The sequence below is a fragment of the Allobosea vaviloviae genome (assembly GCF_001298265.1).
Classification (GTDB): Bacteria; Pseudomonadota; Alphaproteobacteria; order Rhizobiales; family Beijerinckiaceae; genus Allobosea; species Allobosea vaviloviae_B.
In genome coordinates this window covers 1-24,524 of the sequence record NZ_LGSZ01000037.1, presented here as the reverse complement: position 1 = coordinate 24,524, position 24,524 = coordinate 1, and the positions used below count along the sequence as shown (strand labels likewise).

General features: G+C 64.5%; 20 protein-coding genes. 13 read left to right on the top strand and 7 right to left on the bottom strand.

Annotation, left to right across the window (positions count from 1 at the left end; genetic code table 11):
• Positions 1-9 precede the first annotated feature (9 nt).
• Positions 10-453 carry a hypothetical protein gene (locus AE618_RS11305; protein ID WP_054209178.1) on the bottom strand — a complete coding sequence of 148 codons (444 nt, stop codon included), beginning with the start codon at positions 451-453 and terminating at the stop codon, positions 10-12.
• 322 nt (positions 454-775) lie between these two features.
• Between AE618_RS11305 and AE618_RS11300 the strand changes: the two genes are divergently transcribed.
• Positions 776-1,504 carry a DUF2971 domain-containing protein gene (locus tag AE618_RS11300; RefSeq protein WP_054209177.1) on the top strand — a complete coding sequence of 243 codons (729 nt, stop codon included), beginning with the start codon at positions 776-778 and terminating at the stop codon, positions 1,502-1,504.
• A gap of 340 nt (positions 1,505-1,844) precedes the next feature.
• Here AE618_RS11300 and AE618_RS11290 read toward each other — a convergent pair whose 3' ends face one another.
• From AE618_RS11290 to AE618_RS11275, 4 genes are read right to left on the bottom strand one after another with little or no spacing between them, the layout of a single operon-like run.
• Entirely contained in the window at positions 1,845-3,389 is a 1,545-nt protein-coding gene (locus AE618_RS11290) for an SAVED domain-containing protein (RefSeq protein WP_054209175.1), read from the bottom strand.
• Entirely contained in the window at positions 3,386-4,342 is a 957-nt protein-coding gene (locus tag AE618_RS11285; RefSeq protein ID WP_054209174.1) for an AAA family ATPase, read from the bottom strand. Before AE618_RS11285 ends, AE618_RS11290 begins: the two co-directional genes overlap by 4 nt.
• Positions 4,339-4,857 (bottom strand): hypothetical protein, encoded by a 519-nt coding sequence (locus AE618_RS11280; RefSeq protein ID WP_054209173.1) that lies wholly within the window; start codon positions 4,855-4,857, stop codon positions 4,339-4,341. The genes AE618_RS11285 and AE618_RS11280 overlap by 4 nt, the downstream gene beginning before the upstream one ends.
• Positions 4,858-4,865: 8 nt before the next feature.
• Positions 4,866-5,873: a CBASS oligonucleotide cyclase gene (locus tag AE618_RS11275; RefSeq protein ID WP_248310834.1), complete on the bottom strand. Its 1,008-nt coding sequence runs from the start codon at positions 5,871-5,873 to the stop codon at positions 4,866-4,868.
• A gap of 119 nt (positions 5,874-5,992) precedes the next feature.
• Between AE618_RS11275 and AE618_RS11270 the strand changes: the two genes are divergently transcribed.
• Genes AE618_RS11270 through AE618_RS11255 form a run of 4 tightly spaced genes read left to right on the top strand, consistent with a single transcriptional unit; the run spans position 5,993 to position 8,276 of the window.
• On the top strand, positions 5,993-6,205 hold the full coding sequence (locus AE618_RS11270; protein ID WP_054209171.1) for a transcriptional regulator: 213 nt from the start codon (positions 5,993-5,995) through the stop codon (positions 6,203-6,205).
• Positions 6,202-6,825, top strand: a complete 624-nt coding sequence (locus AE618_RS11265) for a GNAT family N-acetyltransferase (RefSeq protein WP_054209170.1) — start codon at positions 6,202-6,204, stop codon at positions 6,823-6,825. The genes AE618_RS11270 and AE618_RS11265 overlap by 4 nt, the downstream gene beginning before the upstream one ends.
• A gap of 3 nt (positions 6,826-6,828) precedes the next feature.
• Entirely contained in the window at positions 6,829-7,329 is a 501-nt protein-coding gene (locus AE618_RS11260; protein WP_054209169.1) for a helix-turn-helix domain-containing protein, read from the top strand.
• Positions 7,326-8,276 (top strand): ImmA/IrrE family metallo-endopeptidase, encoded by a 951-nt coding sequence (locus tag AE618_RS11255; RefSeq protein WP_054209168.1) that lies wholly within the window; start codon positions 7,326-7,328, stop codon positions 8,274-8,276. The genes AE618_RS11260 and AE618_RS11255 overlap by 4 nt, the downstream gene beginning before the upstream one ends.
• 598 nt (positions 8,277-8,874) lie before the next feature.
• Here the strand turns inward: AE618_RS11255 and AE618_RS11250 are convergent.
• Both AE618_RS11250 and AE618_RS11245 read right to left on the bottom strand, forming a co-directional pair.
• On the bottom strand, positions 8,875-10,638 hold the full coding sequence (locus AE618_RS11250) for a relaxase/mobilization nuclease domain-containing protein (RefSeq protein ID WP_054209167.1): 1,764 nt from the start codon (positions 10,636-10,638) through the stop codon (positions 8,875-8,877).
• Positions 10,635-11,003 (bottom strand): plasmid mobilization protein, encoded by a 369-nt coding sequence (locus AE618_RS11245; RefSeq protein WP_156330223.1) that lies wholly within the window; start codon positions 11,001-11,003, stop codon positions 10,635-10,637. The genes AE618_RS11250 and AE618_RS11245 overlap by 4 nt, the downstream gene beginning before the upstream one ends.
• A gap of 392 nt (positions 11,004-11,395) precedes the next feature.
• Between AE618_RS11245 and AE618_RS11240 the strand changes: the two genes are divergently transcribed.
• From AE618_RS11240 to AE618_RS28670, 8 genes are all read left to right on the top strand, one after another.
• Entirely contained in the window at positions 11,396-12,058 is a 663-nt protein-coding gene (locus AE618_RS11240) for a hypothetical protein (RefSeq protein WP_054209165.1), read from the top strand.
• Between the two features lie 9 nt (positions 12,059-12,067).
• Positions 12,068-12,895 (top strand): hypothetical protein, encoded by an 828-nt coding sequence (locus AE618_RS11235; RefSeq protein WP_054209164.1) that lies wholly within the window; start codon positions 12,068-12,070, stop codon positions 12,893-12,895.
• Positions 12,892-13,737: a hypothetical protein gene (locus tag AE618_RS11230; RefSeq protein ID WP_054209163.1), complete on the top strand. Its 846-nt coding sequence runs from the start codon at positions 12,892-12,894 to the stop codon at positions 13,735-13,737. Before AE618_RS11235 ends, AE618_RS11230 begins: the two co-directional genes overlap by 4 nt.
• Positions 13,738-13,817: 80 nt before the next feature.
• Positions 13,818-15,644: an AAA family ATPase gene (locus tag AE618_RS11225; RefSeq protein ID WP_054209162.1), complete on the top strand. Its 1,827-nt coding sequence runs from the start codon at positions 13,818-13,820 to the stop codon at positions 15,642-15,644.
• Complete coding sequence (locus AE618_RS11220; RefSeq protein ID WP_054209161.1) at positions 15,641-16,282, top strand: 4Fe-4S single cluster domain-containing protein; 642 nt, start codon at positions 15,641-15,643, stop codon at positions 16,280-16,282. Before AE618_RS11225 ends, AE618_RS11220 begins: the two co-directional genes overlap by 4 nt.
• Before the next feature lie 404 nt (positions 16,283-16,686).
• Positions 16,687-22,542, top strand: coding sequence for a protein kinase domain-containing protein (locus AE618_RS11215; RefSeq protein WP_248310833.1), 5,856 nt, complete (start codon positions 16,687-16,689; stop codon positions 22,540-22,542).
• Entirely contained in the window at positions 22,539-23,858 is a 1,320-nt protein-coding gene (locus AE618_RS11210; protein ID WP_054209159.1) for a hypothetical protein, read from the top strand. Before AE618_RS11215 ends, AE618_RS11210 begins: the two co-directional genes overlap by 4 nt.
• 419 nt (positions 23,859-24,277) lie before the next feature.
• On the top strand, positions 24,278-24,524 hold a 247-nt coding region (locus AE618_RS28670; RefSeq protein ID WP_054209158.1), incomplete at its 3' end, for a hypothetical protein.

Genomic DNA, 24,524 nt, shown 5'->3' with positions numbered 1-24,524 from the left:
CCGGCGACCTCAGTGCCAGCCGCCAGCGTCAGGCATGACAGGGCCCTCGTCAAGGACGATACCGAGGTCTTGCGCGTCGCGTCGGATGGCGGCTTCGATCATCGCCACCGCGCGCGAGCGGCGCAACTCGTCAGCGTCGATGATCATGGCCTCGTAGGCCGCGATCTTGAGGCGCAGCAGGGGCTCGGAGAACGCCGGCGGCTCGGCCAGCAACAGCGCGAAGCGGCGCGCCGCGATGCGCGCGCCCTCGCCGATCTGGCGGCCGTTGAGGCCGCCATGCTCAGGATAGATCCGCGTTGGATCGTGCTCCAGCAGCATCGCGTGCGCGGTGTGCAACTGCCAGCGCAGGTAGAACGTGTCGGCCTCGGCACGCTGCCGGTAGGCGCGCGCATACATCTCAAGTTCGGCATCGTTCGGGCGCGGTTCGCCGCCCGCAGGGGTCTTCAAGGACATCGGATATCCAAAGGTCGGAGCATCAGGCCCGGCCGCTCACTCTCCTTCTCCAGGATCTCGCGCGCAGGTTCCGGGGGTTCCCTTCGATGGGTTCCGACCGCTTCCTTCTCCACTTCTCTTGACCCCTATGTTTATCGGCAGCCGCTCGACCAACGGGAAAGTTGGCCCATAGCCGACATTTGGGAAGTCTGCTTCACGGCGGCCTGCCGTCTCGTTGTTAAGCAGCCAAAGGTGGCCATTAGCGGTTCGGATTTCCTCGACGGGTAGGATCGTCTCGGCGATTGTAGAATGAATTCACGAAGAGCAGGACTGCGGAGGTGCTGTGCGCGAGATCAAGGAGGGAGCAGTGGTCGGCGGAGAGCAGCTCTGGAAATATTTCCGAATCGAGCGCTTTATTTCAACGCTCAACGACAGCCACATCTATTTTGCGTCGGCTAATCAGTTCACTGATCCGTTCGAGGGCGCAGTCGCTGTGCAGGTGAACGTGCCGCCGCCAGATCCGCGATACGCAGAGATGGAGCCGGCCGAGCGGGCGTTTTTCGAGCTGAAACGGCTGACGAAGATCAGTTGTTGGCACCGGGCGGCGTACGAGAGCGACGCGATGTGGAAGCTCTATGCCGGCGAGCACAAGGGCATTGCAATCTGCACCACGCCCGAGCGCATAAGGGCTGCCTTAAAGCCTTTCCGCCTCAGGCCTGAATATGGGATCGAGGATTTATGGGCAGGGCCCGTCGAATATGTCGATCTCACGCAGGCGCGAATGAGGCGGGCTGGTATGCTGGATCGCTTTTTCTTCAAGCATCGGGCATTCGAATGGGAACGCGAGTTTCGTCTCGCGATCTCAGTGCGAACGGCCGAGGAGTTAGGCGTTAACGTGCCACCCGATGGTATTTTCGTCGATGTCGACCTGAGGGTTCTCGTTGATCGCATTGTCTTGGGTTCAACCACCACTGCTGAGGAAAGAGCAGCCGTGACCGAGCAGGTCCGGCGGGTCGGCCTCGGTGATCGGCTGGAGCTTTCCACGCTCCTCGGGAACCCGCGCTATGTCTGACGCAGAAACGACAGGGCATGAATCGATACTACCACCAGGGCAGGATCTTCCGCAGGACGGTCAGGGGCAGACTCTTGAAGCGCTCGTGTCCGAAAGCGCCGAGCCGCGTGGACGAGAGCTTGGATCGTCCAGCGTGGCGGCGGACGGAACGATCCACAGCGACCGGGCTCGCCGACAGGATGCCTTCGCCTTCGGATATCAACATCGAGGGACCGCCGCCCGTGCCGGGATCGCCGCGATGTAGGTCCTGACGACGGACGCCAGTAACCTTCGCCGACATCGACGAGGATCGCATCGTATCCAGTTGACCTCGGGTTGCTTCGTTTCGTGGTCCGGCAGGCTACGGATTTGATGGCATCTCGTCCCGTGCGACACGCATCGGGAGCGTAAGCGCCGGCATATAGGAGCCACTCCGCCCACCATCCATATCGAACTCGTACAGCCGCACGGGACCGAGAATGCGATGGCGCTGGCCAAGGAAAAAGGTGAAGGCATTCGGAGCCGCGACGAACAGGTGCACGAGGGAAGCCTTGCTTCCTTTGGCCGCTCGAATGGCGGCGGTCGCGGCATCCGCCAGTTCGAAAGCATGCCGCCCGCACGCCACCGACCGCGCGCCCGGCTGGTTCGGTTTCAGCATGAGTAAGCGGCCGACGGTGGGAATTGCAACGGCGCAGTACTTTCGTACGTCCTCCAGAATATCGTGCGTGAGGCCGATCCCCATGGCGATGTCCGGCTTCTCGGGATTGAGTTCGACGATCTCCGACAAGAATGTCGGCCAATCCGGATGGGATGGGCGGTCGTCGACGGCCCAGATTTCCTGGCCTGGAGACCGTTGCTCGAGCTCCACGAGGCGGCCCGACTTGATATCGAGGATCGAGCCCGCGGCGAATGCCAGCGTCACGTGCGCATCCAACGCGAGCCTGAGGCTCAGTTGTTCATTGGCCGCATTGGTGAGGAACGTCCTCAGAGCCGGATAGAGCCGGTCCTGCCAGTCATCGTCGCTACGAATGTAGCGCTCGTCGAACTGCGGGACGAGGTCGAGGACCGACAAGCAGCGATCTTCCAGCTTGTCAAACGCGTGCTCGAACGATTTGACGCCGTAAACGCTCGGTTGTCGTGGCGCTGGCCCGATTAGGTCCTCGTGAGCGCAGATGTTGCGGAGACCCGCCCGATCGAACTCCAGCCGCCCCTGCGACATCCACTGGAAGATCAGGTCGTCGTAGGGAAAGGCGCTCTGGTGCATCGGAACCCGTCGCAAGCCGACGTAACCGAAAAGGATATCCAGATGCTCCCTCCAAGTATCGAGGCTGTCGGTCGCCTCGCCGAATGCCAGCGTCTGGGCCAGCAGCCGCAGCCGGTCCTCGTCGATACCGAGGTGCTCGCGCCAGGATTTGCGGACCGTCCCGGCCGCGCTGTTGTCCGTGAGCGTTCCATAGAGCTTCTCAAGCCGTATCGCGTTGGAGCGGCTCCCGATCATCTTCCGGAGCGGATCGGCGCGATCGAGCCGCCAATTGGTCACGAGCTTAAAACGCACTCCGCTCCCTAACGGCGCATATGTGGTCTGCGCGGCGTGCGCCCGCTGCAGAAGCGAACGAGCGTTGGCGTTGATGAATTCCGGATCGATCATCTGCGCATAGCCGTAGCTGTCCGGCGACACGTGCCATTTACATTGGATGTGCACCCGGCGCAGCGGCTCGTTATGCTGGTCCAGCACGGTGCGGGCTGGATCGTACTCGACCCAGATGTCATCGAAGCCCTTGGGCCCGCTCTCGAACCCGACCCTCACGATCGGGCTTTCGGGATCGAGTAGCCGAGCCGCGTACCACCAGAACACCCGCGCCTGGAATGTATCCCCGTCGCGCCTGACCGTCACTGCCTGCGTCATGGGCGCGCCCCAACGAATTCGCCATCTTTGAAGGGTGGCGTGGGCGCCATGGCGCGGGCGATCTCGACGGCGCGCGCGCCGTCCATGGCTCGTCCTGGATAGGCATCCAGTACAATTGCGGGAAGAAGCCGCTGCGTTAGGTCGGAGAACGTGAAGCCGTATTCTCGCCTTCCGGGCGCCGGGCCGGTCAACTCAACGAGCGCATCGACATGGCATCCGGTGAAACCCACCGTCTCTAGGCGGCTCGATAGCACGAAGCGGCGTTGCTCAGTGTCGGGCCTGGCGAAACTCAGCACGTCGGCGGCCCGCCGACGAACGGCCGGGTCGAGCGCGCTCAGGCGATTGGTGCACATCAGCACGGCCGCAGGCAGCTTGGCGTTCGCGATGCGGTCTATCCCGCGGATGAACGCGTTCACGCCGGCCCGGTCCTCGTGGTGCATCTGGGCCGCCTCGCGTGATTGCGCGAGGGCGTCGGCCTCGTCCACAAGCAGGATCACGGCTCCACGCGCCCTGCCGGAAGCGGATTTCAAGCGCGTGGCCTCGGCGACGGTGTGTTCGAACGCCGCGGTGAGGAGCTGCGTCATCTCGCCTACCCGCCCCTGGCCGCGCGTGGAGAGGCTCAGGGGCAAGAGGGTGATATCGATGCCTTCCGATCGGGCGACCGCGTCGCCGATGGTCTCGGCGAGCTCGGTCTTGCCGGAGCCGACGTCCCCCGCGAGGATCACGAGGGGAGGGCGTCTTAGCACGATGTCGAGCAACATCTGGGCGCCGGGATGGTGCTTCTTCGCCCAGGCCGCGAGGCCGGCCGGGTTTACCAACAGGCCTACGACCTTGGCCAGCCGCGTCTTCTGATTCTCCAGTCCGACAAGCCGCGACAACCGAAGTTGAGGCTCCACGTCAGGATAGGTAACGCGGCGTTCGAAAAGTTCGTCGAGGTTGGGTTTGTCGCTCATCGGAAGCTCCGCACGCTGCTGCGATCAAGGGCCCGTCCTCCGGAGGAGTACGTCTTGTCGCCGTCGAGATAGCCGTCGATCCCCGGTTCGTCCGCGGACTTTCGATAGAAAGGCAGCGACTTCTTGAACGCGTCGCGCTGGGCGTCGCTCAGAGCGTACCAGGCCGCCGTATAGGTGAGGTAGCTGTTGAACTTGGCGCCGCTGACGTCGGCTCCGGGGCGGACGCGCCCTGGATCGTCGTCGTTCGACGACGAGGACGCCAGCTCGCGCGCGGTGTAGACCAAGCTGGGCTCGATCCATTTCCCGTCCCGCTGGAAGCCGTAGGTCACGGTCTTGAGATACCCGGCCTTGATCAAGTCGGTCGCCTCCGTCTCATAACTCGCGATGTTGGAGTCCGAGGGGTATCCGTAGAAGCGCTGCATGCGCTTGAGGTCGGTCGCCACCTTCGCGGCCATGTGCCGGGCGTGGGTGATCGTGAAGGTGGAGCTCTCGGTGAAGCTGGTGGTGAACGACATGGCCGGCCTCAAGCGCTGAAAGTGGAGCCGAAGACCTTCTGCCAGTAGCCGACGGTCAGTTGCTTGGTGGGGGCGGAAAGGGCCGCGTCGATGGCGTCCCCCGCATCGAGGGCGGCCTCCACGATCGCGTCCGCGTTCGCGTCGGTGTACAGCCTCGCAACGTTGTTCGCGGCATTGACGGGGTCGATGATCTGGGCCCTGTCCGAGGATGCCGGGACCGTCGACGGAGCGTAGTAGTCGCCGAAGACGATCCTCTGGCGCAGGTCGCCGTCGGCCAGATAGGTGAAGAAGCTCTGGAGCGCCTCGGGATAGTCCGACAGGTCGACCCCGTCGTCGCAGAGCTTGGCCAGGATCATCTCGATCATGAAGGACTTGAAGCGAAAGCCCTCACGCTCCTGCTTCATACGGCGCGCCCAGAACTTCACGAGGCGGACGACCTGGGCGAAGTGCCTCTCCTGCGCCCGCTTGCGCTTCGACGCGAACTCCAGGTGTAGCGGGATGCTCGTCTTCAGGAACGATCCGTCATCCTGGCTGACGAGGTTGCCGTACCATGACGGGTCGCCGTCGTAGAGGATCGGCACGACGTCGACGTCGAGCCCGCTTCCGCGAAACGAAACGGTGACCGAGTACGTCTGCGGCTGGACCTGTTCTGGGCTGAAGTTGGGGAAGGCCTTGCGGAGACGCTCAGCAAGGTAGGCGAGAAGCGCCGCGACATCCTTCGGGGCATTCGCGCCGCTGATATAGCAGGCGACGTCGATATCATTCAGCGAGCGGAGGGCGGTACCCTTCGCGAGGCTGCCCGACAGCATCATCTTCCTAAGCGTGAAGTCGGGATGCTCCTCGAGGTATCCCTCTAACTTTTCCCGCAGGCGCCGCGCCTGCGCTCGATATTCGTCAGCGATCGACTTCGGCAGGTTGACCCTGTCCTGAGCGAAGGCCGCGATCTCGCCGTGATCGACATGCTGTCGTCCCATTTTCCACCTCGTTGCGCTACGCGCTCCGGAAAGCGCTGCCATCCCCGTCGTCTGCATATAGTAGCTATATTTTAGCTATTCAAGGTATCTGATTTAGCTGCTTCTTGTTGACAGCTGTGGGCGCGCGGGCTATATGCGTCTCCTAGCAACGGAGGATCTCGATGGCGGCGAAGCGGACGATGACGCTGAACCTCACCGATGCCGAGATGCAGGCGTTGGACGAATTGTCGGTCCGGAAGGACATCACGAAGACCGCCGTGCTGCGGCAGGCGCTGCGTCTCTATCAAACGATCGATGCTCGGGTCGAAAGAGGGGAGAAACTCCTTTTCGAGAACGAGGAGACGAAGGAAAAGGCGGAGCTGATGCTCCTATGACGGTCGAAGTTTCGAGGATCTACCTCCTCGACGTGGCGACCGGCGCTAGCATCGACGCGGAGCTGCGGGATGGCATCGAGCAGGAGCAGTTGGACGATTGGCGGACCAAGTGGCAGCCGGCCCTAGCGGTCGTGCTGCAGGAACTGGCCGGCAGGGGCGTACCCATCTCCCAATGGCCGCAGAGTTGGCATTGGAACTGGGATCAGAAGTCGGCTCGCGTCCAGGGCTTGCTGTCCTATCGCGGTCTTTGCGTCGTCGCCCAGGGCGAGACGCAAGGGCTTGCGCAGATCGATCTCACTAAATCGTGCCAGGAGTCGAGGCAGGCCGGTCGGCCATTGGTCTATCTCGATTATCTCGAGGTCGCGCCGTGGAACCGACGGGAGATCCAGCGGCCGACCCGTTTTCGCGGTGTCGGCACAGCCCTGCTATCCGCCGCGGTGCAGCTCAGTTTGGACGAGGGCTTCAAGGGGCGCCTCGGCCTGCACTCGTTGCCCCAGGCGGATGACTTCTATCGAGGAATGGGGATGACCGACCTCGGCCCCGATTCCAACTACCAAGGTCTCAGATACTTCGAGATGACCGCCGACCACGCTCGCGCGTTCCTCGACGAAGAGGATTAGCACATGAAACTACAACGGAGCCGGGAATGGTGGCTCGCCCGCGCCCGCCGCGAAGGCGACGCGGCCATCGGGGCCGGGATGTCGGCCCTCGATCCCTTACCTGAGGCCAAGCCGACAGGCGCGACCGGCATGAACGTGGAGGAGGCTCGCATCGCCTTCGGCAAGTTCGTGAACCTGATGCGCCGGCGCAAAGGCCTTACGATCGAGGAGCTGGCCAAGGAGGCCGATCTCGACGTCAGCGATCTCCTCGTCATCGAGGATCATATCGAATATACGCCGGACCCGCGAACGATCTACAAGTTGGCCCAGACATTCGACGTCTCCCAACAACGTCTGATGCAGCTTGCGGGCCTGGTCGTGGCGAACGATGTCGGGTTCCGGCTGGAGGCCGTGAGATTCGCCGCGCGGTCCGAGGCGGTCGAGAAGCTCAACGTCGAGGAGGCGTCTGCCTTGGAGGCGTTCATCGGTGTCTTGAGCGAACGGGAGCCTCAACGGTCGAAGTGAAGAACGTCAGCCTGCGAAGCCGCACAGTCGCCGATATCGACAGCCAGGTCGTCAAGATCCTGAAAGGCTTGGGTAATCCCGAGCCGCCGGTAGACCTGCGCGTGGTGCGGGAGTTGCTGAAACTCGACCAGGGTTACTACAGCACCACGGACGACAGCCTCCTGCGGGAGACCTTCTCTCGATTGAAGGTCGCCGGCCTGCAGGTGTTACTACGGCCGACGCTCCTTCGCGACGCAGTAAGGAGCCTGAGCCTTAAGGCGCTCTACCTGCCTGACCAGAAGCGTATTCTTCTTGATAAGGACCTTCCGATCCTCAAGCATCGCTGGAACGAGGCCCACGAGATCGGGCATGACATCATTCCATGGCACGAGGGGATGATGCTTGGCGACACCAAGCAGACGCTCTCGCCCACTTGCCACGAGATGATGGAAGCGGAGGCGAACTACGCGGCGGGGCAACTGCTGTTCCTGGGTACGCGCTTTTCGGAGGAGGCGGCCGCGTCCGCCCCGAACATCGAGGCGGTCAAGAAGCTCAGCAAGGACTTCGGCAACACGGTGACGTCGACCCTGTGGCGATTGGTAGAACACGGTCACGCCGGCCGTCCGATGGTCGCGCTCGTGACGGGCCATCCTCATCGGGGACGTCGCGAGGCCGCCTTCGACCCGGCGGCGCCGTGCAGGTACTGCGTCGAGTCGCCCGCCTTCCGCGAGAGGTTCGGTCACCTGACCGAGATTGATCTCTTCGGGACAGTGGTCGGCTACTGTGGCGCTCAAAGAGGGGGAAGCCTGGGGCAAACGGAAACGATCCTTTCGGATCGAAACCGGGATGGGCACGTATTCAGCTTCGAGACGTTCTACAATCGGCACGAGGCTCTCACCCTCGGATTCTGGCTTCGCCCTCACGTGCCGGTGCGGCCGGCTTGGTCCCCCGCGGCGGCCTCTTTTTGATCGATACACGGGTTCTCCGCCGGTAGGAGCCGGCGACAAAATTGGAGCATGTCAGCGGCACTGTTATCCAGGTGCCATGCGACCTGTCCGGGCCTGTGGAAGACGCGGCAGATTGCCCTTAAGCCATTCCGCGCGTTCGCTTGATGGGGTCGCGCACGAGGTCGCGTTGTGTCGGGGACGCACCTACGTTCGTAGCGAAGCCAAGTCCGCTTTCCGGCGAGGTTCTAACGACAGCAAGCGGCGCATCTCGCCTGGGCGATCGTCTGGCGATTTTGGCGCATCTTGCCCGCTAGTGTGCCGGGCGGATTCCCCGGCGCCCCCAGCCCAAGCCTTCGCTCGCCTCTGCTGTGTCGCGTTTGGTGAAAAGATGGCACACGACCGCTCATCGGGATTGACAAGAATCCGGCCTCCCTTCAAGAAATCAAGACCCCAGCAATCGCGTCGTAAAAAGACATGATCGCGGAATCTGGGGCCCTCCCCATTACCTCGATCTCTGCGCCGGATTGCTGCCGCGCTGCCCATGTCGGGCATTGCGCACCTTTCGGTGGGGACGAGCATGGCCGATCAGCAAGGCGAAGCGATTACTGCGCGGGAGCCTTCACCGACCACGATCGCGTCCGCGAACGTCGTGTTTGGCCTCAACGACCTCTTGCTCGTCGGGTCGAGCCTGGGCGTTAGCGACAACCTGCATAATCAGGGCGGTTGTAGGATCGAGGCCATCGGCGACGGTGCGATGTCCCTGGCTACGGAAAACTCGGGCGACATCACAACGATCGCCGTGAGCGACCGGAGTATGCAGCCGCAGCTGTCTCCGGATGACGTTCGCGTCACGGCGCTTGGCCAACATGCCAACCGTCGCGGCGGTGATCGGCCTGAGTACTTGGCGAGCGGCCTTGGCAACACTGGCCTCACGCGAGGTCAGCCGGCGACGCTGTGCCGCAAGCACGAGGTCGAAGTACACGGCTGCGACACGGTGGTCGTCGCGCGATTTGAACAGCGGCACCTGAGAGGAACTCTCGGCGGAATTGTTGTTCACGGCAGCCTTGACCGGCTTCGAGTTGGATTTTCGATCGAGGCGTGCTTGCCGGGCCAGAGCTCGAGCGGTTTCGTACGTCGGCAGCAGACCGACGGCGAAACCACCAGCGAGCAGGGCTACTCCCAACCCGCCGCCTGCCAACAAGGCTCCAGCGGCGGCGGCGCCGAACGCGATCTGACGCATTCTGCGCGCGTCGAAGATTGCGGCCGCACGGAAAGCCCGCTCGACGCGTTGCCGTCTGACGCTGACCAATCGCGTCTTCTCGCGCCGAATCTCTGCCTCAGCTTCCTTGTGCGCGCGGCGCAGGTCTACCTCATGTTGGGCGCGGCGCGCGGCAAGTGCGCCATAGGCTTTAGCGGCCTGGACAGGATCACCATCCACCAGCGCCTCCCGTCCAAGTCTGAGCAGTTCCTGATCTGTAGCAGCCCGTGCTGCAGTGATGTGAGGCCGGCGCCGCTCGCCTTTGATCAAGTCGAGCGTTTCCGAATCCTCGAAGAGATCGTCGAAGCTTTGCTTGACCAGGCCAAGCGGCATGCCAGCCGCCTTGGAATGCTCGTTCAGAATTCGCCTAAGCGGTATCTCCCCGCCACTAACTCGGTGCAGAGCAACGAGTACCGAGTGCCCCATTACGATGTCGAAGCCTGCCTCGCCGAGCCTCCTGCGGAATGCCTCGCGCTCACCGTCGACGTCATTCCAAAGCTGGTAGATCTGCGCCCCCGCGGCATCTGCATCGACGCCTACGCGCTCAAGCTGCCTGCGCGTCGTGGACCTCAGGCGTGCCCCCGGCCTCGCGGCCTCGACGCCGGCGAGCGCAGCAGCTTCTACCACCTGGTCCCGCTCCCGCAGGATCTCTACGACCTCGACATGGCGCGGGCCCGGCGTGATCGCTTCACCAAGCTCCAGCTCCAACAGGCGGCTGATGGTCTCGTCCTTGAGATAGTTACCCTCGGACGAAACGGCTCGGCCGGTGCTGAGGTCAACGACACTGTAGACGACGTGAAAGTGGTTCGGCCTATCGCCCTTTTCGTGTTCGACGACGAGGCGCGGCGACCGAGAGTCGATGCCGTACTCTTTCTCGATCAGGGCGAGCGCGCGCTGAATGGATCGCTCATCGGTCTTCGCCGGCGAAATCTTGAAGTGGATGAAATGCCGCTTGGTCCGCGGATTTGTCCGCGAGATGCCTGCGAGCACCACCAGCGCCTGCTTGATGTCGACTGGCAGGCCTCGGCCGAGGTCGGCGCGCAAGGTGACGCTCTTGTTCGTATCCAGCCTGGCGAGATGTTCTGCCAAGCCACCGGCGCGCCGGAACTGCTCGCGGACGATCATGGTGCGCTCGTCACACCGAGTACCTTGCGCAGCGCTTCTAGCGCTCCGGTATATCCCGCCGACATGCGCGCCAGGGCGGCCTCCGCATCGACAGATGGATGCCCACTGTTCATCGCTCGCGCGATCTGGTTGAGCAACGACCCGTGCCGGCCGAGCTGGCCGAGCAGGTCGCGGAGGATATCAGCATTCGGCACGACCCGCCGCGGCGGCGGGACATCTGCGACGACGCCGGCGCCCTGCAGCACAATGCTCCGCGCGAGTTCGCCCCGCGAGATGCCTCTCGCCTTCGCGATTTCGTCTAGCTGCTGGGCTGTCTCGGTCGCGACGCGGAACGCGATTGCCTCTGGAAATTTCGTCGTCCTCATCTGGTCGTCCTCCCGCCCGCTTGCGGGCGTCCAGGCCATGACATGGCCGCTATGGGGTGCACGGGGAATCCCCCTGCCCAGCTTCCGGATGGAGCGACTTGGTCGCGTAAACCGGAGATCACTGGCGACCTCCTCACTACTGCCTGTTTTCCCGTTGTTTCAATGCTGTTTCGGACCAACCGGCGGCCAACTGGCAACCAACCTACGTCCAGCAAAGGCCATCACGGTCTCAACATCCTCCGGGCTATCCGCCACCTCTCGACGGTTGCCTCACCGGGATTCGAGTCCACGGGAGCAGCGCCATGGGTAGTCCCGGACGGATGACACTGGCCAACAGGATTAGAGCCAACGCGGCTTCCGTGAGGCCTTGGCAGCGATCTCTGAAATCATGCGTGTCGGAAATCTTCGACACGATCGAGGCCCTGCCGCGGACGCGGGGCTACATCGGGTATGTTGCCGAGCAGATCGACGCGCATTTCGAACTGGAATTCCGGCTGGACATGGCTGCAACCCGCCAATCGGCGGAAGCGGCACTCCTGCGGAATCCGCATGATGCGAGCGCCTTGGCCCTCCTGTCGTGGGTCGGACAACTTGAGGCGAACCCGCCGCTAGAGCCTGTGAAACTAGGCACGCTCAGTGAGACCATCTTCCGCGAGCGTCGGGACCGCAAGAAGGCGGGTACCTATGTGCAGCCCGCCGACACGAGAAGAGCCCTCGTCGACGCGCTTCAAACAAGGGAACCAAGCTCTCCTGAAGCTGCGCCGCCGCCTCTTCGGCAGACGGATATTCAGAACGTAAGCCCGGTCCCTCGCGCCATGTCGGTTTCGGATCCTGCCGACCAGACGGAACCGGTGTCGCCTGGCCCCGCCGGCGGCGAGCACGCCTCGGTCACGATCTCGAACGGTCGATCAGCCGTCACTCCGTCTCATACTCCTGACTGCACGACCTCCGGGGACGAGGTCGATCCATCATATTCCCTGCTCAACCTCGGGCGGGGTTTCGACGTCGAGCGCATCGACGAAAAGCGGCCAGTCCGGCCCAGAAAACTCAGCTGAGGTATCGAGATGAAGACGAATGGAAATGTCACGGGAAGCAAGCCCGTGGAAGGTGATGGCTTCCCGCCGCTGCTGGTGATCGTGCTCGATGGCAAGGGCGGCGTGTCCAAGTCCGTCATCAGCGGCGCGGTCGTCTTCGGCTTCGAGACCCTCGGTGAGGTGATGGCGAAGTTCGACACCGACACCACGAATTCCACGCTCACGGCCATGTATGAAGATGCGCGCCTGATCGACGTGCACAAGGCCGACTGGTCAGCGCCTATCACATACGCGATCAGCCAGATCGGCAACGACGGCGTTTCGCGGATGCTGCTGATCGATACCGGCGCGCGTGACGAGGCCAAGATCAAGGAGCGCCTTCCACTGATCGCCACGAAGATGGCCGCCGTCGGGGGCCGCCTCCTGGTGATCAGGCCGATCACCACGTCGAACTTCGCGCAGACCAACGCCATTGAGTTCGCCATGAGCACGGCGAACACCGACATTGGCGTCGTCTTTATGCGCGTCGTCGCGCAGGGACGGACCGAGGATGATTTCGATGAATGGCTCGCCCTCTCGGCCCGCAAGGCGGCGCTTGCCGCAGGGGCCGTGGACACGTTCATTTCCGACCTCGGGGTCAAGCATGCCGACAATGCCGTCGCCTACGGGCTCAGCTTTGTCGACGTCGCCATGGGTCGCTTCGAGAAGTGCGGAGAGGATGAGAATCGCGCCCGGAAGGACTTTAACCCCGAGATCCAGGGCTGGTTCATGGACTGGCTTGACGACCAGACGCAACGTTGGCTGCCGGCATTCCACCAGGCCCTCCGTAACCGCGAGAAGGCGAAGGCCAAGCCGTGACGGACATCGAGGCGCGTCGACGAGAGTTGAGGCAGCAAGTTGGGCTGTTAGGCCGGATCACGTCGGCCGCGGATATCCCCGACAGATGGCATCGACGGCTGGCCTCGTGGCTTAAACCCAGACATCTCGTCGCGGTCAGCTCGGGCGCCGCATTCGTGGTTCTCCTACTGCTATTAGTGCTGTGGACGGCGGGTTTCTCTATCGTGCCGCGAGAGCGCTTCGCGTTGCTTGCGGCCGTAGAATCCGTGGTCCCTAACGCAAGCGAACTGGGCGCTGCAGACCTGCGCGTACGCAGTAGTGCCGCCGCGCGTGCCATCATGCTGATCGATCATGCGATCACCTCTCGCCCGGCCGATCCTGCTGCCCTTGGCTGGTATGCACGGATATTCGGCAAGCCGGCGCCGCAACTCGATCCAGGTCGAGAGGCCGTCTTCCTCAACCTCATCGATAAGATCGCTGCGAACCCTGTCGAGTCACGCACAGACATCGTCGACCGGATGGTGATGTGGGCAGCGGCAAGCCTTGATGGGGATGTGTGGGCCCTGTTGAAGAAAATCGGCGATTCTCCTCCCAAGGTCCGAGCGACATTTATTCAAGCCGGCGGTGGGGACCTGCTTAAGGTGCTGGTCTGGATGCGAGAGCGGCAGGAGCGAGGGAACGAGGTGCGTTCCCTTGAAGCAGCGGTTGTGGGCCACCGTCTCGAGCTCGACGATCAGACGAAGGCACTTCAGGAGCAGTTCCGTAAGATGACGGCGCAACTCGAGGCAAGCCGCGATCTTCGCCAAACATGCACGCGCCACGTTCGCGCATTTGAATCTTGTATGACGGCCCGCAACCGTTAGTCGTTTCGCTTGCGGACGCAACCCGCGCTGCGTAGCGTGACTATCTAACGCGCAACGGCTTTTTGGATGGTTAGATCGAAATGGCCGGTGACGACTTCCAGCCGCGCTGGATACGAGACCTTCTCCGCTTCCTGCCTCTCAAGTCTCAGTTTCTATTAACGGGCAACGTCAGGGACCTGCAGATCCGCAAGATCGGCGACCACGTTGTCGCTCAGCCGATGAGGGCAGTGCTGGCCGCGACCTTGGTCGAAGCGGGTTACGCCCACGTGGTGGGTTATGATCCGGTCGGCGGCTTCTCGGTCTTGTCCCAGTCAGAGGGGCAGCCGGGCGATGCGGATGCCGTCCTAACGCGGCTGGGTCTCGCACCCGCCGAAGGCCGTGCTGCTGCAGGGCCCGATCTGTTCGCCATCACGCTCGAGCGCTTGTCCGGCCTCGACGGCGCACCGGTCGCGGTTGTTGTCGATTTCGCGGCTCGCCTGACCATCCGACCTGAAGCGCTATCGGCCTCGGAGCATCAACTCTTCACGCGCGCCCTTATACTCAGCCAGACCGCAGAAGCCCGACCGGTCGGACCTTCTCGCGCTCCCCGTTTCAACGCAGTCATCTGGCTGGCCGACAAGGAAGGCGACCTCCCGGACTGGCTCACGATTGGCAACCCTCGCCTCCGGCACATACCGGTCGCCCCCCCTGATAGGGCAGCAAGGCGGGCCGTCGCCCCCTCCTTGGTCCGTGGTCTCCCCAGCGCGAAAGACGCCGCGCCGGAGGCGATCAAAGAAGCCGAGGACGACCTCGTGGATACAACGGAGGGAATGCTGCTCGGCGACCTGAGCGCCGTCGTCCAACTGGCACGAGCCGAGGCCGTCGCAGTAGGTGACGTGTCGGAGGCCGTGCGCCGATACAAGGTCGGCGTCACCGAGGACGCCTGGCGGAAGATCGAGCCGGAGCGAATCCGCCGCGGGGCAGATTCCCTTTCCAAGCGCGTCATGGGCCAGGAGCATGCGCTCGTTCACATGCTCGATATCGTCAAGCGCGCCGCGACGGGCATCGGCGGGCGCCGGGGATCGGGACGGCCCCGGGGTATAGCGTTCCTTGCGGGCCCGACCGGCGTCGGCAAGACCGAGCTGGCGAAGTCCGTGACCGAGCTCCTCTTCGGTGACGAGAGCGCGTACATCCGGTTCGATATGTCCGAATTCAGTGCGGAGCACGCGGACCAGCGTCTCATCGGCGCGCCGCCGGGCTATGTGGGCTACGACGTTGGTGGCGAGCTGACCAACGCGATCCGGGAGAAGCCCTTCAGCGTCGTGCTGTTCGACGAGATCGAGAAGGCGCACCCAAAGGTCCTGGACAAGTTCCTCCAGATCCTTGACGACGGCGTCCTGACCTCGGGCAGGGGAGACCGCGTCTACTTCTCCGAGGCGCTAATCATATTCACCTCGAATCTGGGGATCTACTCGACGACGCCCGACGGCACGCGGGTCGCCAACGTGCGACCCGAACAGCCCTATGAGGAGGTGCGCTCGCGGGTGCGCGCAGAGATCGCCAACCACTTCAAGCTCGTCCTCAACCGCCCGGAGATCCTGAATCGGTTCGGCGAGAACGTGATCGTCTTCGACTTCATCCGGCCTGCTATCGCCGAGCAGATCTTCGCGTCGATGATAGCCGCTGTCCTCCGCGAGGCCGCTGCGGCCGGGCACCTGGTGTCGATCGGCGAGGAGGCCCTCGCTGCCCTTCGGCGGCTCTGCACGTCCGACCTCTCGAACGGCGGGCGCGGCATTCGTAATTTGATCGAGGCCCATCTCGTCAACCCGCTGGCGCGCGCCCTCTTCGACAGAGCCAGACCTGGTCCAGTCCAAGTGCTAGCCGTCCGAGCTGGTGGCGTCACCGAGCTGGAGCTCGCCGACGCATGAGGGTGGCGGTATCGCGATTGCACTTTCCGGTGACCGCTCTCGGGCCGGGCCGGCGCGTCGGCCTCTGGTTTCAGGGTTGTGCGATCCGCTGCCCGGGCTGCGTCTCCGTCGACACATGGACTGATGGCATCGGCGAGACGGCCCTGCCCGGGTTGCTCGATGCCATCGACGTATGGATCGCGGACGCGGACGGGCTGACGGTCTCGGGTGGCGAGCCGTTCGGCCAGCCTGAGGCGCTCGCCGAGGTGCTGCGGTTCTGGCGGCGGCGTTCACGCGGATCCATCCTCGTCTACACCGGTCACGAACTGGATGACGTCGCGCCTTGGCTCGATGCGAACCCCGGCCTTGTCGATGGCTTGATGACCGGGCCGTTTCGATCGGATCTCAGCCAGACGCTGGCCTTGCGCGGCAGCGACAACCAGCGTCTCCACGTCCTCTCGCCTCAAGGTCGCGAGTTCGCGCCTTTCGATAGGCCGGCGCGTCAGGAAGACCGATCCCTGGACGTCATGTTCGATGACGAGGGCCGCGCGTGGCTTGCCGGCATTCCCGCGCGCGGCGACCTCGCCCGCCTGCGACGCGTCCTCACGGCCGCCGGCCACGAGGTTCAGATGTCAGATTCGATCCGGAACTTGGCATAATGATGCGCTACTGCCCCAATTGCGAGTCAGAGCGTCCGGTCACGGAGCTCCTCTGCGAAGGCGAAGTGGACGGCGCCGCATGTGGCTGGGATCTCTCCGGTCTCCCGGTCCGCCCGGTTGGCTGGCGTCCGGGGGCGGTCCCGATCGCAGCCTCTCCAGCACCGGCCCGCATCTGCGAGAACGGCCATGCCGTTGATGCCGGCGACCTGATCTGCCCGGACTGCGGCGCGGACATAAGCGTTTCGGAAGTGCCATCTACAGGGACCTTAGGCGCAGCCGGAAGCGCTGACGGCTCTGGCGGACCCGGCCCCATTCACGACGTCTCCCTTGCTCCTGAAGGGTGGCGCATCATCGGCAGGCTGCCGCCGGCGGGCCGCGTTAGGGAAAGCTTCGTCGCGGAGCGCATGACAGACGGCCGCAAGGGCATGCTTTCGATCTACGCAGCCGGAAGCGATCCTGACCCTGAGGTCTATCAGGCGCTCCGGACTATTTCGATCGGACATGTGCCCGAGATTCTCGAAACGGGCCGGTTGGATGAGCGGGCCTATGAGGTCAGCGAGTACGTGGAAGGCGGTACCCTGGCGGACGTCGGTCTTCCCATCGGAGATCTGGGTCACCTGCGCGAGGTGCTGGCGGAAGTTGGTGCCGCCCTTGCTGCCTTGGCCGAATGTGGTCTGCGCCACACGGATCTGCGCCCAGACGCGATCCTGGTCAGGACGCGCAGTCCGCTTGACCTCGTCGTCGCCGACTTCGGGTCGGCACGGCTCTCGGACTACGATCTCGACGTCGTGTCCCCTTTGGAGACGACCCGGTATACCGCACCTGAAGCCTTGGCCGGCGGCGTCGCCGCCGCCAGCGACTGGTGGTCTCTCGGCGTCATCCTGCTCGAGTTGATGACGGGCGGATCATGCTTCGGCGGGGCTGACGACCAGACGTTCCTGATCAGCGTCGTGACCAACGGTGCACCCATACCGGAAGGGCTCCCACCAGACGTAGAGGTGCTTCTGCGCGGTCTCCTCTCGCTCGACCGCCGCACGCGGTGGTCTTGGCCAGAGGCCCAGAGGTGGATCGCCAATGACATCCCAGAGGCGCCGCCGTCGGCGCGGGTCGCCGAGACGCCCGACAGCCGAAGGGCGATCATGTTGGGAGGCGTCAGGCATGCCGGGCCCAGTGCGTTCGCTCTAGCAGCGGCAGAGGGCCCGCGATGGGACGAGGCAAAGGCCCTCCTCGAACGCGGGGAATTGTCGACCTGGGCGGAAGAGGCTGGCCTCGACGCAGCGCTGCGCCGTTCCCTGCGTGCCATCATCGCCCTGGAAGAGGTCTCGCCCGATATCCGCCTCGCCCTGGCGTTGAAGGCGATGAACCCGCTGATGCCCCTCGTCGTCCGCGGAGAGATCGTCACCCCGGGCTGGCTGCTCGAACATCCCAAAGAGGGCTACGCGCTGATCACGGGACCGGTGCCCGATAGGCTCGAGCGCGAGGGGGGCGATGGTTGGCTCGGTCGCCTGCAACGCAGGGAAACTCGCGTGCGCGACCGTGCGCGTCAACTCGACGTCGAACTCGATGAGGCGGAGTTGCGCGTCGCCGCGCTGTCGACGTCGCGCAGCAGGCTCGCGGCCGTCTGGGAAGATAGGCGCCGCATCCTGCCTGACACCGACCATCCTGGCTTGCTTGCCCTGATCGAACGCCGCGTCACGGAGGAGGAGGACCTGATCCTGCTTCTCAGCGCCGCGATCGGCCAGTTCCGGGCGGCGGACGCCATTGTCGACGAGGCCGCGACGACGGCGCAGCGGGCCGGAGTAGACACCTTCGACCGGGAGGAGGCGCTCCGGCAGATTACGCGACCCCGCAGGGATATCCACGCCGAGATCGAGCTCAGGCTGGAGGGCTTTGCCAGATGCGGCCTCGAACGTGTCGACGAATGGGCGGATCAGTTCCGCCTCGAGCGGCGCCTGCCGCTGAGCAGATCGCTCGCGCTCCTTGCCGTCCCGGCGGAGGCCTGGACGCCGCCGCCGCGCCAGACCTACGTCGCTGCCCTGCTCGATCACTTCGCCAAGCGCATCACCGGTGCGATCATGCGCGGACCTCTCACCCGCATGGTCATTGGCAAGGCCGCCGCGAGAATCGACCTGCCCGAGCTCCACAGCGAGAGGCGCCCGGCCGCTGGGATCCTCGACCACCTGCTCCTGCGCAACGACCAGCCTATCGACGTGGACCCTGCCGTGTTCGCCGCCAACCCGCAGGTCGAGCGCAGGATCCGGACGCTCCATTCTCACGCCACCCTCTACCGGCGCGACACGGGCATCGACGGGCTCTATCTGGGGTTCCCGTTCCTGGTCATGCAGGAAGCCCGCGCGACGACGCGCCCGCGGGTCGCGCCGGTCATGCTGTGGCCGGTCCGGATTACGCCCGAGGTGGGCGCGCGCGGACGCATCTCGGTGTCGTTCGACCGGGACCGTGAGGAGGTCCGCGTGAATCCCGCCCTCGAGGCGCTTCTTGGAATCGACGCGACCCGACGCTGGCAGGACGTCTGCGACGACCTTCTGAGGCGCGCGACGGTCACGGCGGCCGAGGTCGTAGATGCGTTCGCGGATCTTGCCAAAGTGGGCAGCGATGCCCTCAGGGCCCTTCCGCCGGCGGACCTGCGCGTCACGCCAGGGGACGACCGGGTCGAGGCGTGCGCCGTACTGTTCCACCTCGGCTTCATGGGGCAGGCGGTCATGGAGGACCTTCGCCAGCTTAAGTCGCGGCCTCCCGAGGGCACCAGCCTAGAGACGGCTCTGCGGATGAGCGAAGTCGGTCATTCGGACGAAACGCCCTCCGAGCCCGTGGCGGAGAGGCTGCGCTACTTCACGTCAGAGAGTGATCCCTCTCAGGAGGCCGCCGTCCTTGAATCACGCTCCGGGAAGGGATTGGTCGTCGAAGGCCCGCCAGGGACCGGCAAGAGCCAGACGATCGTCAACATGGTCGCCGACGCGATCGGAACCGGCCGGACGCTGCTGGTCGTCTGCCAGAAACAGGCCGCTCTTGAGGTCGTGAACAAGCGCCTCGAGGCCGCCGGCCTCGGCGGGCGGGTCGTGATGGTCAACGACGTCAACAAGGACCGCGAGCCCGTCCTGCGGGCCGTGCGCGAGCAGTTGGAGGAACTCCTTCAGAGGCCGCGCGGCCCGTCGAGTTGGCAGCAGCAGAGGGAGCAGGCGGCGGCCCGCGTCGAGACCCTCGAGCGCAACCTGGATGATCACCACCGCGCTCTCCATGCGCTGGATGAGCAGACCGGCCTCTCCTACCGGCTGATGCTGGGAGACCTGATCGATCTGGCCCGCCAAGGCGATACGCCGTCTCTGCCTTCGCTGCGCCCGCTGCTTGCTGGGCTTGATACGGGCGGCCTCGCCATGCTGCAGGAGGACTGCGCGCCGACGGCGCGGCTATGGTTGTCTGCCCACTACGAGAACAGCCCGCTCTCCGATACGAGGCCATTCGCCGCCGACCCCGGCACAGTCGAGGAGTTCTCCACGGCCGTTCGCGATTTTGCTCAGTCAGAGAGGGAGCGCCTCGCCGTCGTTGAACGCACACCGGGCGCGCTCGCGATCGAGGATCCCGAGCCCTATCGGACATTTGCGACGAACCACGGCGCCGTCCTGAGGGGCCTCGACGACGCCGCGCGGACCTCGTTGGCGAAGTGGCTTGAGCTCTTCGCGGGCGCGGCTGAACGGGGCCTCGGCAAGACGCCGGTCCAACAGGAGCTCAGCGCCTTGCACCAGTCGCTGAGCGAACTGCCACCCGACGATGCTCCGGAGGACGCCGTCGCTTTCGTCCAGTCACTCGACAACGTCGCCTTGGCAAGATGGAGGGCGACATCCGATCGCCTGCTCGCGCGTCCAACCTTCCTCCGGAGGCTTTCGCCAGGACGCTGGCTCGCGGCCTGGCGCCGCCGGACGCTGATGAAGGACGCCAACCTCGATGACGTCGCGGCCCTGGGGACGGCTTTGCATCGGGAGAGCTTGCTTCGCCCGCTTCGGAGCCGCTTCGGTGCGGCGCAGGCGACGATCGGCGAACCTGACGCCGACTTGGCCAAGCGTCGCGTGCCGCATCTGCTTGAGGTAGCGCGGAGCACTTCGGCGCGCCTGTCTGCAAGCGAGACGCTCGTGGCGCGCCTGGAGGACTATCCGTCAAGGGACGCGGCTTACGCCGTCGCCCGCACGGCCACGGCGGCCGCAGTCGATGACCTGCTCCTTTCGATAGGCCGGGGCCTCATGCGCCACGTTGCGCGTGAGAAGAGTCGCGCGGCACTCGTAGATTTGCAGCCCTGGATGGCTGACGGATGGACCGAGAGTTGCTCCTCCGCGATCTCGGGCGACATCTCGAACATGGCCGTGATCGACGCGCTTGTCGGGGCCTTGCCGCAGACGGCGTCATACCAGCGCTTCCGGGCGCGCTCATCCCAACTCGGGGAAGGGACGATGGCGGTCTTCGCGCGGCTGGCCTCGATCAGGACCATACTGGAGACGCTCCCCGCTGAGGCCTTGGAGGCGACAGTCAGGCGGATCATCGGCACGCAAGCCCGGCTGGCCTGGAAGTCGAGGATCGAGCAGGCCCATCCCGCGCTTCTTCTCGATGCCGGCGAACTCGAAAGCAAGGCGAGCTTGCTGGCGTCGGCCGACCGCGACATGCGCGCCTTCAACAAGCGCCTCCTCGTCGATGGGATCGATGTCGCGAAGCTGCGTCCTTTGCGGGAATGGGAGGACATTACCCGACTACGCGGGGCCCGAGCGAGGCGCATGCGCGAGTTCGTCGAGCGGGGGGCCGATCTCGGCCTTATGACCCTCCGACCAGTGTGGCTCGTGAATCCCGACGTAGCGAGCCGCCTGCTGCCGCTCCGCAAGGGTTTCTTCGACACCGTCATCTTCGACGAGGCGTCCCAGATGCCCATCGAGTACGCGCTCGCGGCGCTCTACCGGGGCAAGACGATGATTGTCAGCGGCGACGAGAAGCAGATGCCCCCGACCGCCTTCTTCTCGAGCAGGGTAGAGAACGACGAGGCCGGCATCTTCGAGGGAGCCGCTGCTGAAGAGGACCTCGGCGAGGACGAGCGCGTTGCGGCGCAGGAGACGTGGAACCGGCGCGAGATAAAAGACTGCCCTGATCTCCTGCAGCTTGCCAAGATCGTACTGCCCTCGCGCACCCTCGAAATCCACTACCGCTCCGCCTACCGCGAGCTCATCGCCTTCAGCAACGCGTCGTTCTACGCCGGGCGGCTGAACGTGCCCGCCCGACATCCAGGCGACGAGATCCGGCGCATCCAACCGATCGAGGTGGTGCGGGTGGATGGGACCTATATCGACCAGACCAACCCGGCGGAGGCGGAGAGGGTCGTCGACATCGTGCGCGACGTTTGGCTCGGCGGATCTGGCGCGCCGCCTACGCTGGGCGTCGTGAGCTTCAACCGAAAGCAGGCGGACCTGATTGAAGAGGCCCTGGAGGCACGCGCCGAGACCGACCAGGCCTTCCGCCTGGCGCTGGCGCGCGAGCGGGACCGAGTCGAGGGCGGCGAGGACATGGGGTTCTTCGTCAAGAACGTCGAGAACGTCCAGGGCGACGAGCGCGACATCATCGTGTTCTCGTCGACCTTCGGCCGTAACGCGCAGGGCACGTTCCGGCGCTCGTTCGGGGTCTTGGGGCAGGTCGGAGGGCAGCGACGCCTTAACGTCGCGGTGACGCGCGCCAAGAAGAAGGTCGTCCTGGTGACGTCGATGCCGATCCCCCTTATTTCGGACTTCCTATCGACGCGCCGTCAAGCCGCCAGCGCACGCGACTTCCTCCAGGCGTACTTCGAATATGCTAGCCTGGTCTCTAGCGGCGACCTCGATAGCGCCGCCTCGCTCCTTTCCAGACTGTCGCCGGAACGGTTGCGCTCGAGCAGTCTCGATGGCGCCGCCGACGGCTTAGAGGCGGCCGTTTCCGATGAGTTGAGGGCGCTGGGTTGGGAAGCGGCCACCGTCTCGGAGGACGGCGCCTTCGGGATCGACCTCGCAGTCGAGGATCCCCGTACCGGGCTGTTCGGGATCGGCATCGAGTGCGATGCCCCGCGCCATCCCCTCCTCGATCGCGCCAAGGCGAGGGAGGTCTGGCGCCCGCAGGTACTCCAACGGTCGGTGAAGGTTATCCACCGGGTCTCGTCCCACCGCTGGTACCACGAGCCAGAGGTCGAGAGGACGCGGCTTCGCGAGGCGGTTGTGCGGGCGTTGGGAGAGAGCACTTGAGCGGACCGAAAGTCGTCAGGATCGTGACCCGGGAGGAGAGCGAGGCCATCTGCCGCGGCATGCTGGCGCGCATCGACGCGGCCTTGGAGCAATGGACGCTCACGGGGCGTCTACACGATACCATCGACGACGCCGCGATCGCCGCGAGCCGACGCCGTCGCGACAGCCTCTCGACGCTGGTCAGCCAAGGCCGTTTTGCAGACGTGCAGGGCCAAGCACCTGCCGAAGAGGCATTTCTTCGCGCGGACATGGCCACCAGGCTGGCGCAGGCGACAGCAGCGAAGGCGGTCGCCCGAACGCATGCCCGGCGCCGCGTCGAGGCCGCAGCTACATTGCTCAGGACCCTACGGGAGGCCGGCATCGAAATTGGAGCCGAAACGGTGCAAGGCCTCGAGCGTGGTGATGACGGAGCGCTCGCCGAGGGGTTTCGAGCGCTCTCCATTGGCCGGGCGTCACCCGCCACGAGCAGTGGCCTCGCGAATAAGCTGCGGATCGGCGAGATGCCTACGTCATTCGCGGACTGGCTCGCAAGCCAACCCGCACCCGAGGTCGATCTAGAGATCGCGAAGATCGAGGCGCGGCTCGACGAGCTGGCGACTCTGGACGTTGCCGCCAACGTCGACGGCCTCCGCGCTCGCCTCGAAGAGGTCCGAGTGGCGCAGCCGTCACGCCGGTCGCTGATCCTGGATGGCCTCGAGGTTGAGACAGGACGGCTGCTGACGGACGCCCGCAAGACGGCGGAGCTCCTATCGGCGCTCCATCTCAGAGTCGCCGAGCTGGAGGAAGCGACCCTGCCTCATGACGCGTTTGCCGTCACGGCAGCAACCTCGATCCTGGACCTGGAGCGGATGTTGGAGGCGGCGGATAGGGCTCTGGCAGAGCAAATCGGTAAGGCGGCGGCCGCCTCTCGCCGTGCCGCCGTTATGAAGGGACTTGCTGGCCTCGGTTACGAGGTCCGGGAGGGCATGACGACGACGCTCGCCCGAAGTGGCAAGCTCGTGGTCGCCGACTCCGCGAGGCCGGGTTACGGTGTCGAGCTGAGCGGTTCTGTGGACTTCCGCCAGATGCAGATGCGTCCCGTTGCACTCGAGACGTCTGGACAGGCCTCGGACCCGTCCCGCGACCGGGACGCAGAGACCATTTGGTGTGGCCAGGTTAACGAACTTGCGAAGACGCTTGCCGATGGGGGGGGTGGACTAGAGATCGTCAGATCTTTGCCCATAGGTGTCACACCTCTAAAGAGGATTACGGTGGCTGCTTGGAAGGAAGGCGAGCGGGTCGAACTGGAGAACTCGATGGTACGCAAACTCCGGTAGACGTGACTGGGGTAATCCTGCGCGACGCCCTTCCGCCCCAAACGTGACGGATGTCGAGCCTGCAGCCCTGCTTGAGGGCGCGAGGGAAGAATGATGGCTGAACCCGATGCCATCCCGACCGGCGCCTCGTCCGACGTCTTCCTCGCGCAGAATCCGTCAGGGTGCCATCGCTCGCATAGGGCCCCGCTTCCGCCTTGTTGCGCCGATTCTCGTGCCGACACGGCCGGGCCATGATCGGCAAGGAGCGCGAGGGGAGAATAAGGATCACCGCGCTCTTCGGGGCGACCTTATTATTCCCACGCTATTGCCATGATCTAAAGTTCGGTACGGAACCACGATCCATTTGTAGCGGTAGCGTATGGGTCAGGCGGCCGCTCTTTCATGGGTCTCCATAAATGAGCTCACGGGACGGGGCAGGCATGGCCGAAGCGAATGGCGAGCGATTCATTCTTGGCGTGCGGGAGCTCAATGGAGCGCTCGGTGATCTCGGCACTCTGCTTCCCTTGATGCTCGGTACGATCGCAGTGGTGGGATTAGCGTGTCAAACGGCGCGCAATGTTGCCCCCCGATCGGCGTCCAATATTGACCCCTTGATGAGCTGTGGCGGTCAGGAGGCGGCGCGGCGGAGCTGGTTTGGGTTGCACAGCCGCGCCGGCTCCGGGTCGT

What these genes read in the sequence shown, in the direction of transcription:
- AE618_RS11260 (WP_054209169.1), top strand. Translation starts at nt 6,829, where the DNA reads ATGAAACTACAACGGAGCCGGGAATGGTGGCTCGCCCGCGCCCGCCGC.
- AE618_RS11250 (WP_054209167.1), bottom strand. Translation starts at nt 10,638, where the DNA reads ATGATCGTCCGCGAGCAGTTCCGGCGCGCCGGTGGCTTGGCAGAACAT.
- AE618_RS11220 (WP_054209161.1), top strand. Translation starts at nt 15,641, where the DNA reads ATGAGGGTGGCGGTATCGCGATTGCACTTTCCGGTGACCGCTCTCGGG.
- AE618_RS11245 (WP_156330223.1), bottom strand. Translation starts at nt 11,003, where the DNA reads ATGAGGACGACGAAATTTCCAGAGGCAATCGCGTTCCGCGTCGCGACC.
- AE618_RS11270 (WP_054209171.1), top strand. Translation starts at nt 5,993, where the DNA reads ATGGCGGCGAAGCGGACGATGACGCTGAACCTCACCGATGCCGAGATG.
- AE618_RS11215 (WP_248310833.1), top strand. Translation starts at nt 16,687, where the DNA reads ATGACAGACGGCCGCAAGGGCATGCTTTCGATCTACGCAGCCGGAAGC.
- AE618_RS11280 (WP_054209173.1), bottom strand. Translation starts at nt 4,857, where the DNA reads ATGTCGTTCACCACCAGCTTCACCGAGAGCTCCACCTTCACGATCACC.
- AE618_RS11235 (WP_054209164.1), top strand. Translation starts at nt 12,068, where the DNA reads ATGAAGACGAATGGAAATGTCACGGGAAGCAAGCCCGTGGAAGGTGAT.
- AE618_RS11305 (WP_054209178.1), bottom strand. Translation starts at nt 453, where the DNA reads ATGTCCTTGAAGACCCCTGCGGGCGGCGAACCGCGCCCGAACGATGCC.
- AE618_RS11265 (WP_054209170.1), top strand. Translation starts at nt 6,202, where the DNA reads ATGACGGTCGAAGTTTCGAGGATCTACCTCCTCGACGTGGCGACCGGC.
- AE618_RS11290 (WP_054209175.1), bottom strand. Translation starts at nt 3,389, where the DNA reads ATGACGCAGGCAGTGACGGTCAGGCGCGACGGGGATACATTCCAGGCG.
- AE618_RS11285 (WP_054209174.1), bottom strand. Translation starts at nt 4,342, where the DNA reads ATGAGCGACAAACCCAACCTCGACGAACTTTTCGAACGCCGCGTTACC.
- AE618_RS11275 (WP_248310834.1), bottom strand. Translation starts at nt 5,873, where the DNA reads ATGGCAGCGCTTTCCGGAGCGCGTAGCGCAACGAGGTGGAAAATGGGA.
- AE618_RS11225 (WP_054209162.1), top strand. Translation starts at nt 13,818, where the DNA reads ATGGCCGGTGACGACTTCCAGCCGCGCTGGATACGAGACCTTCTCCGC.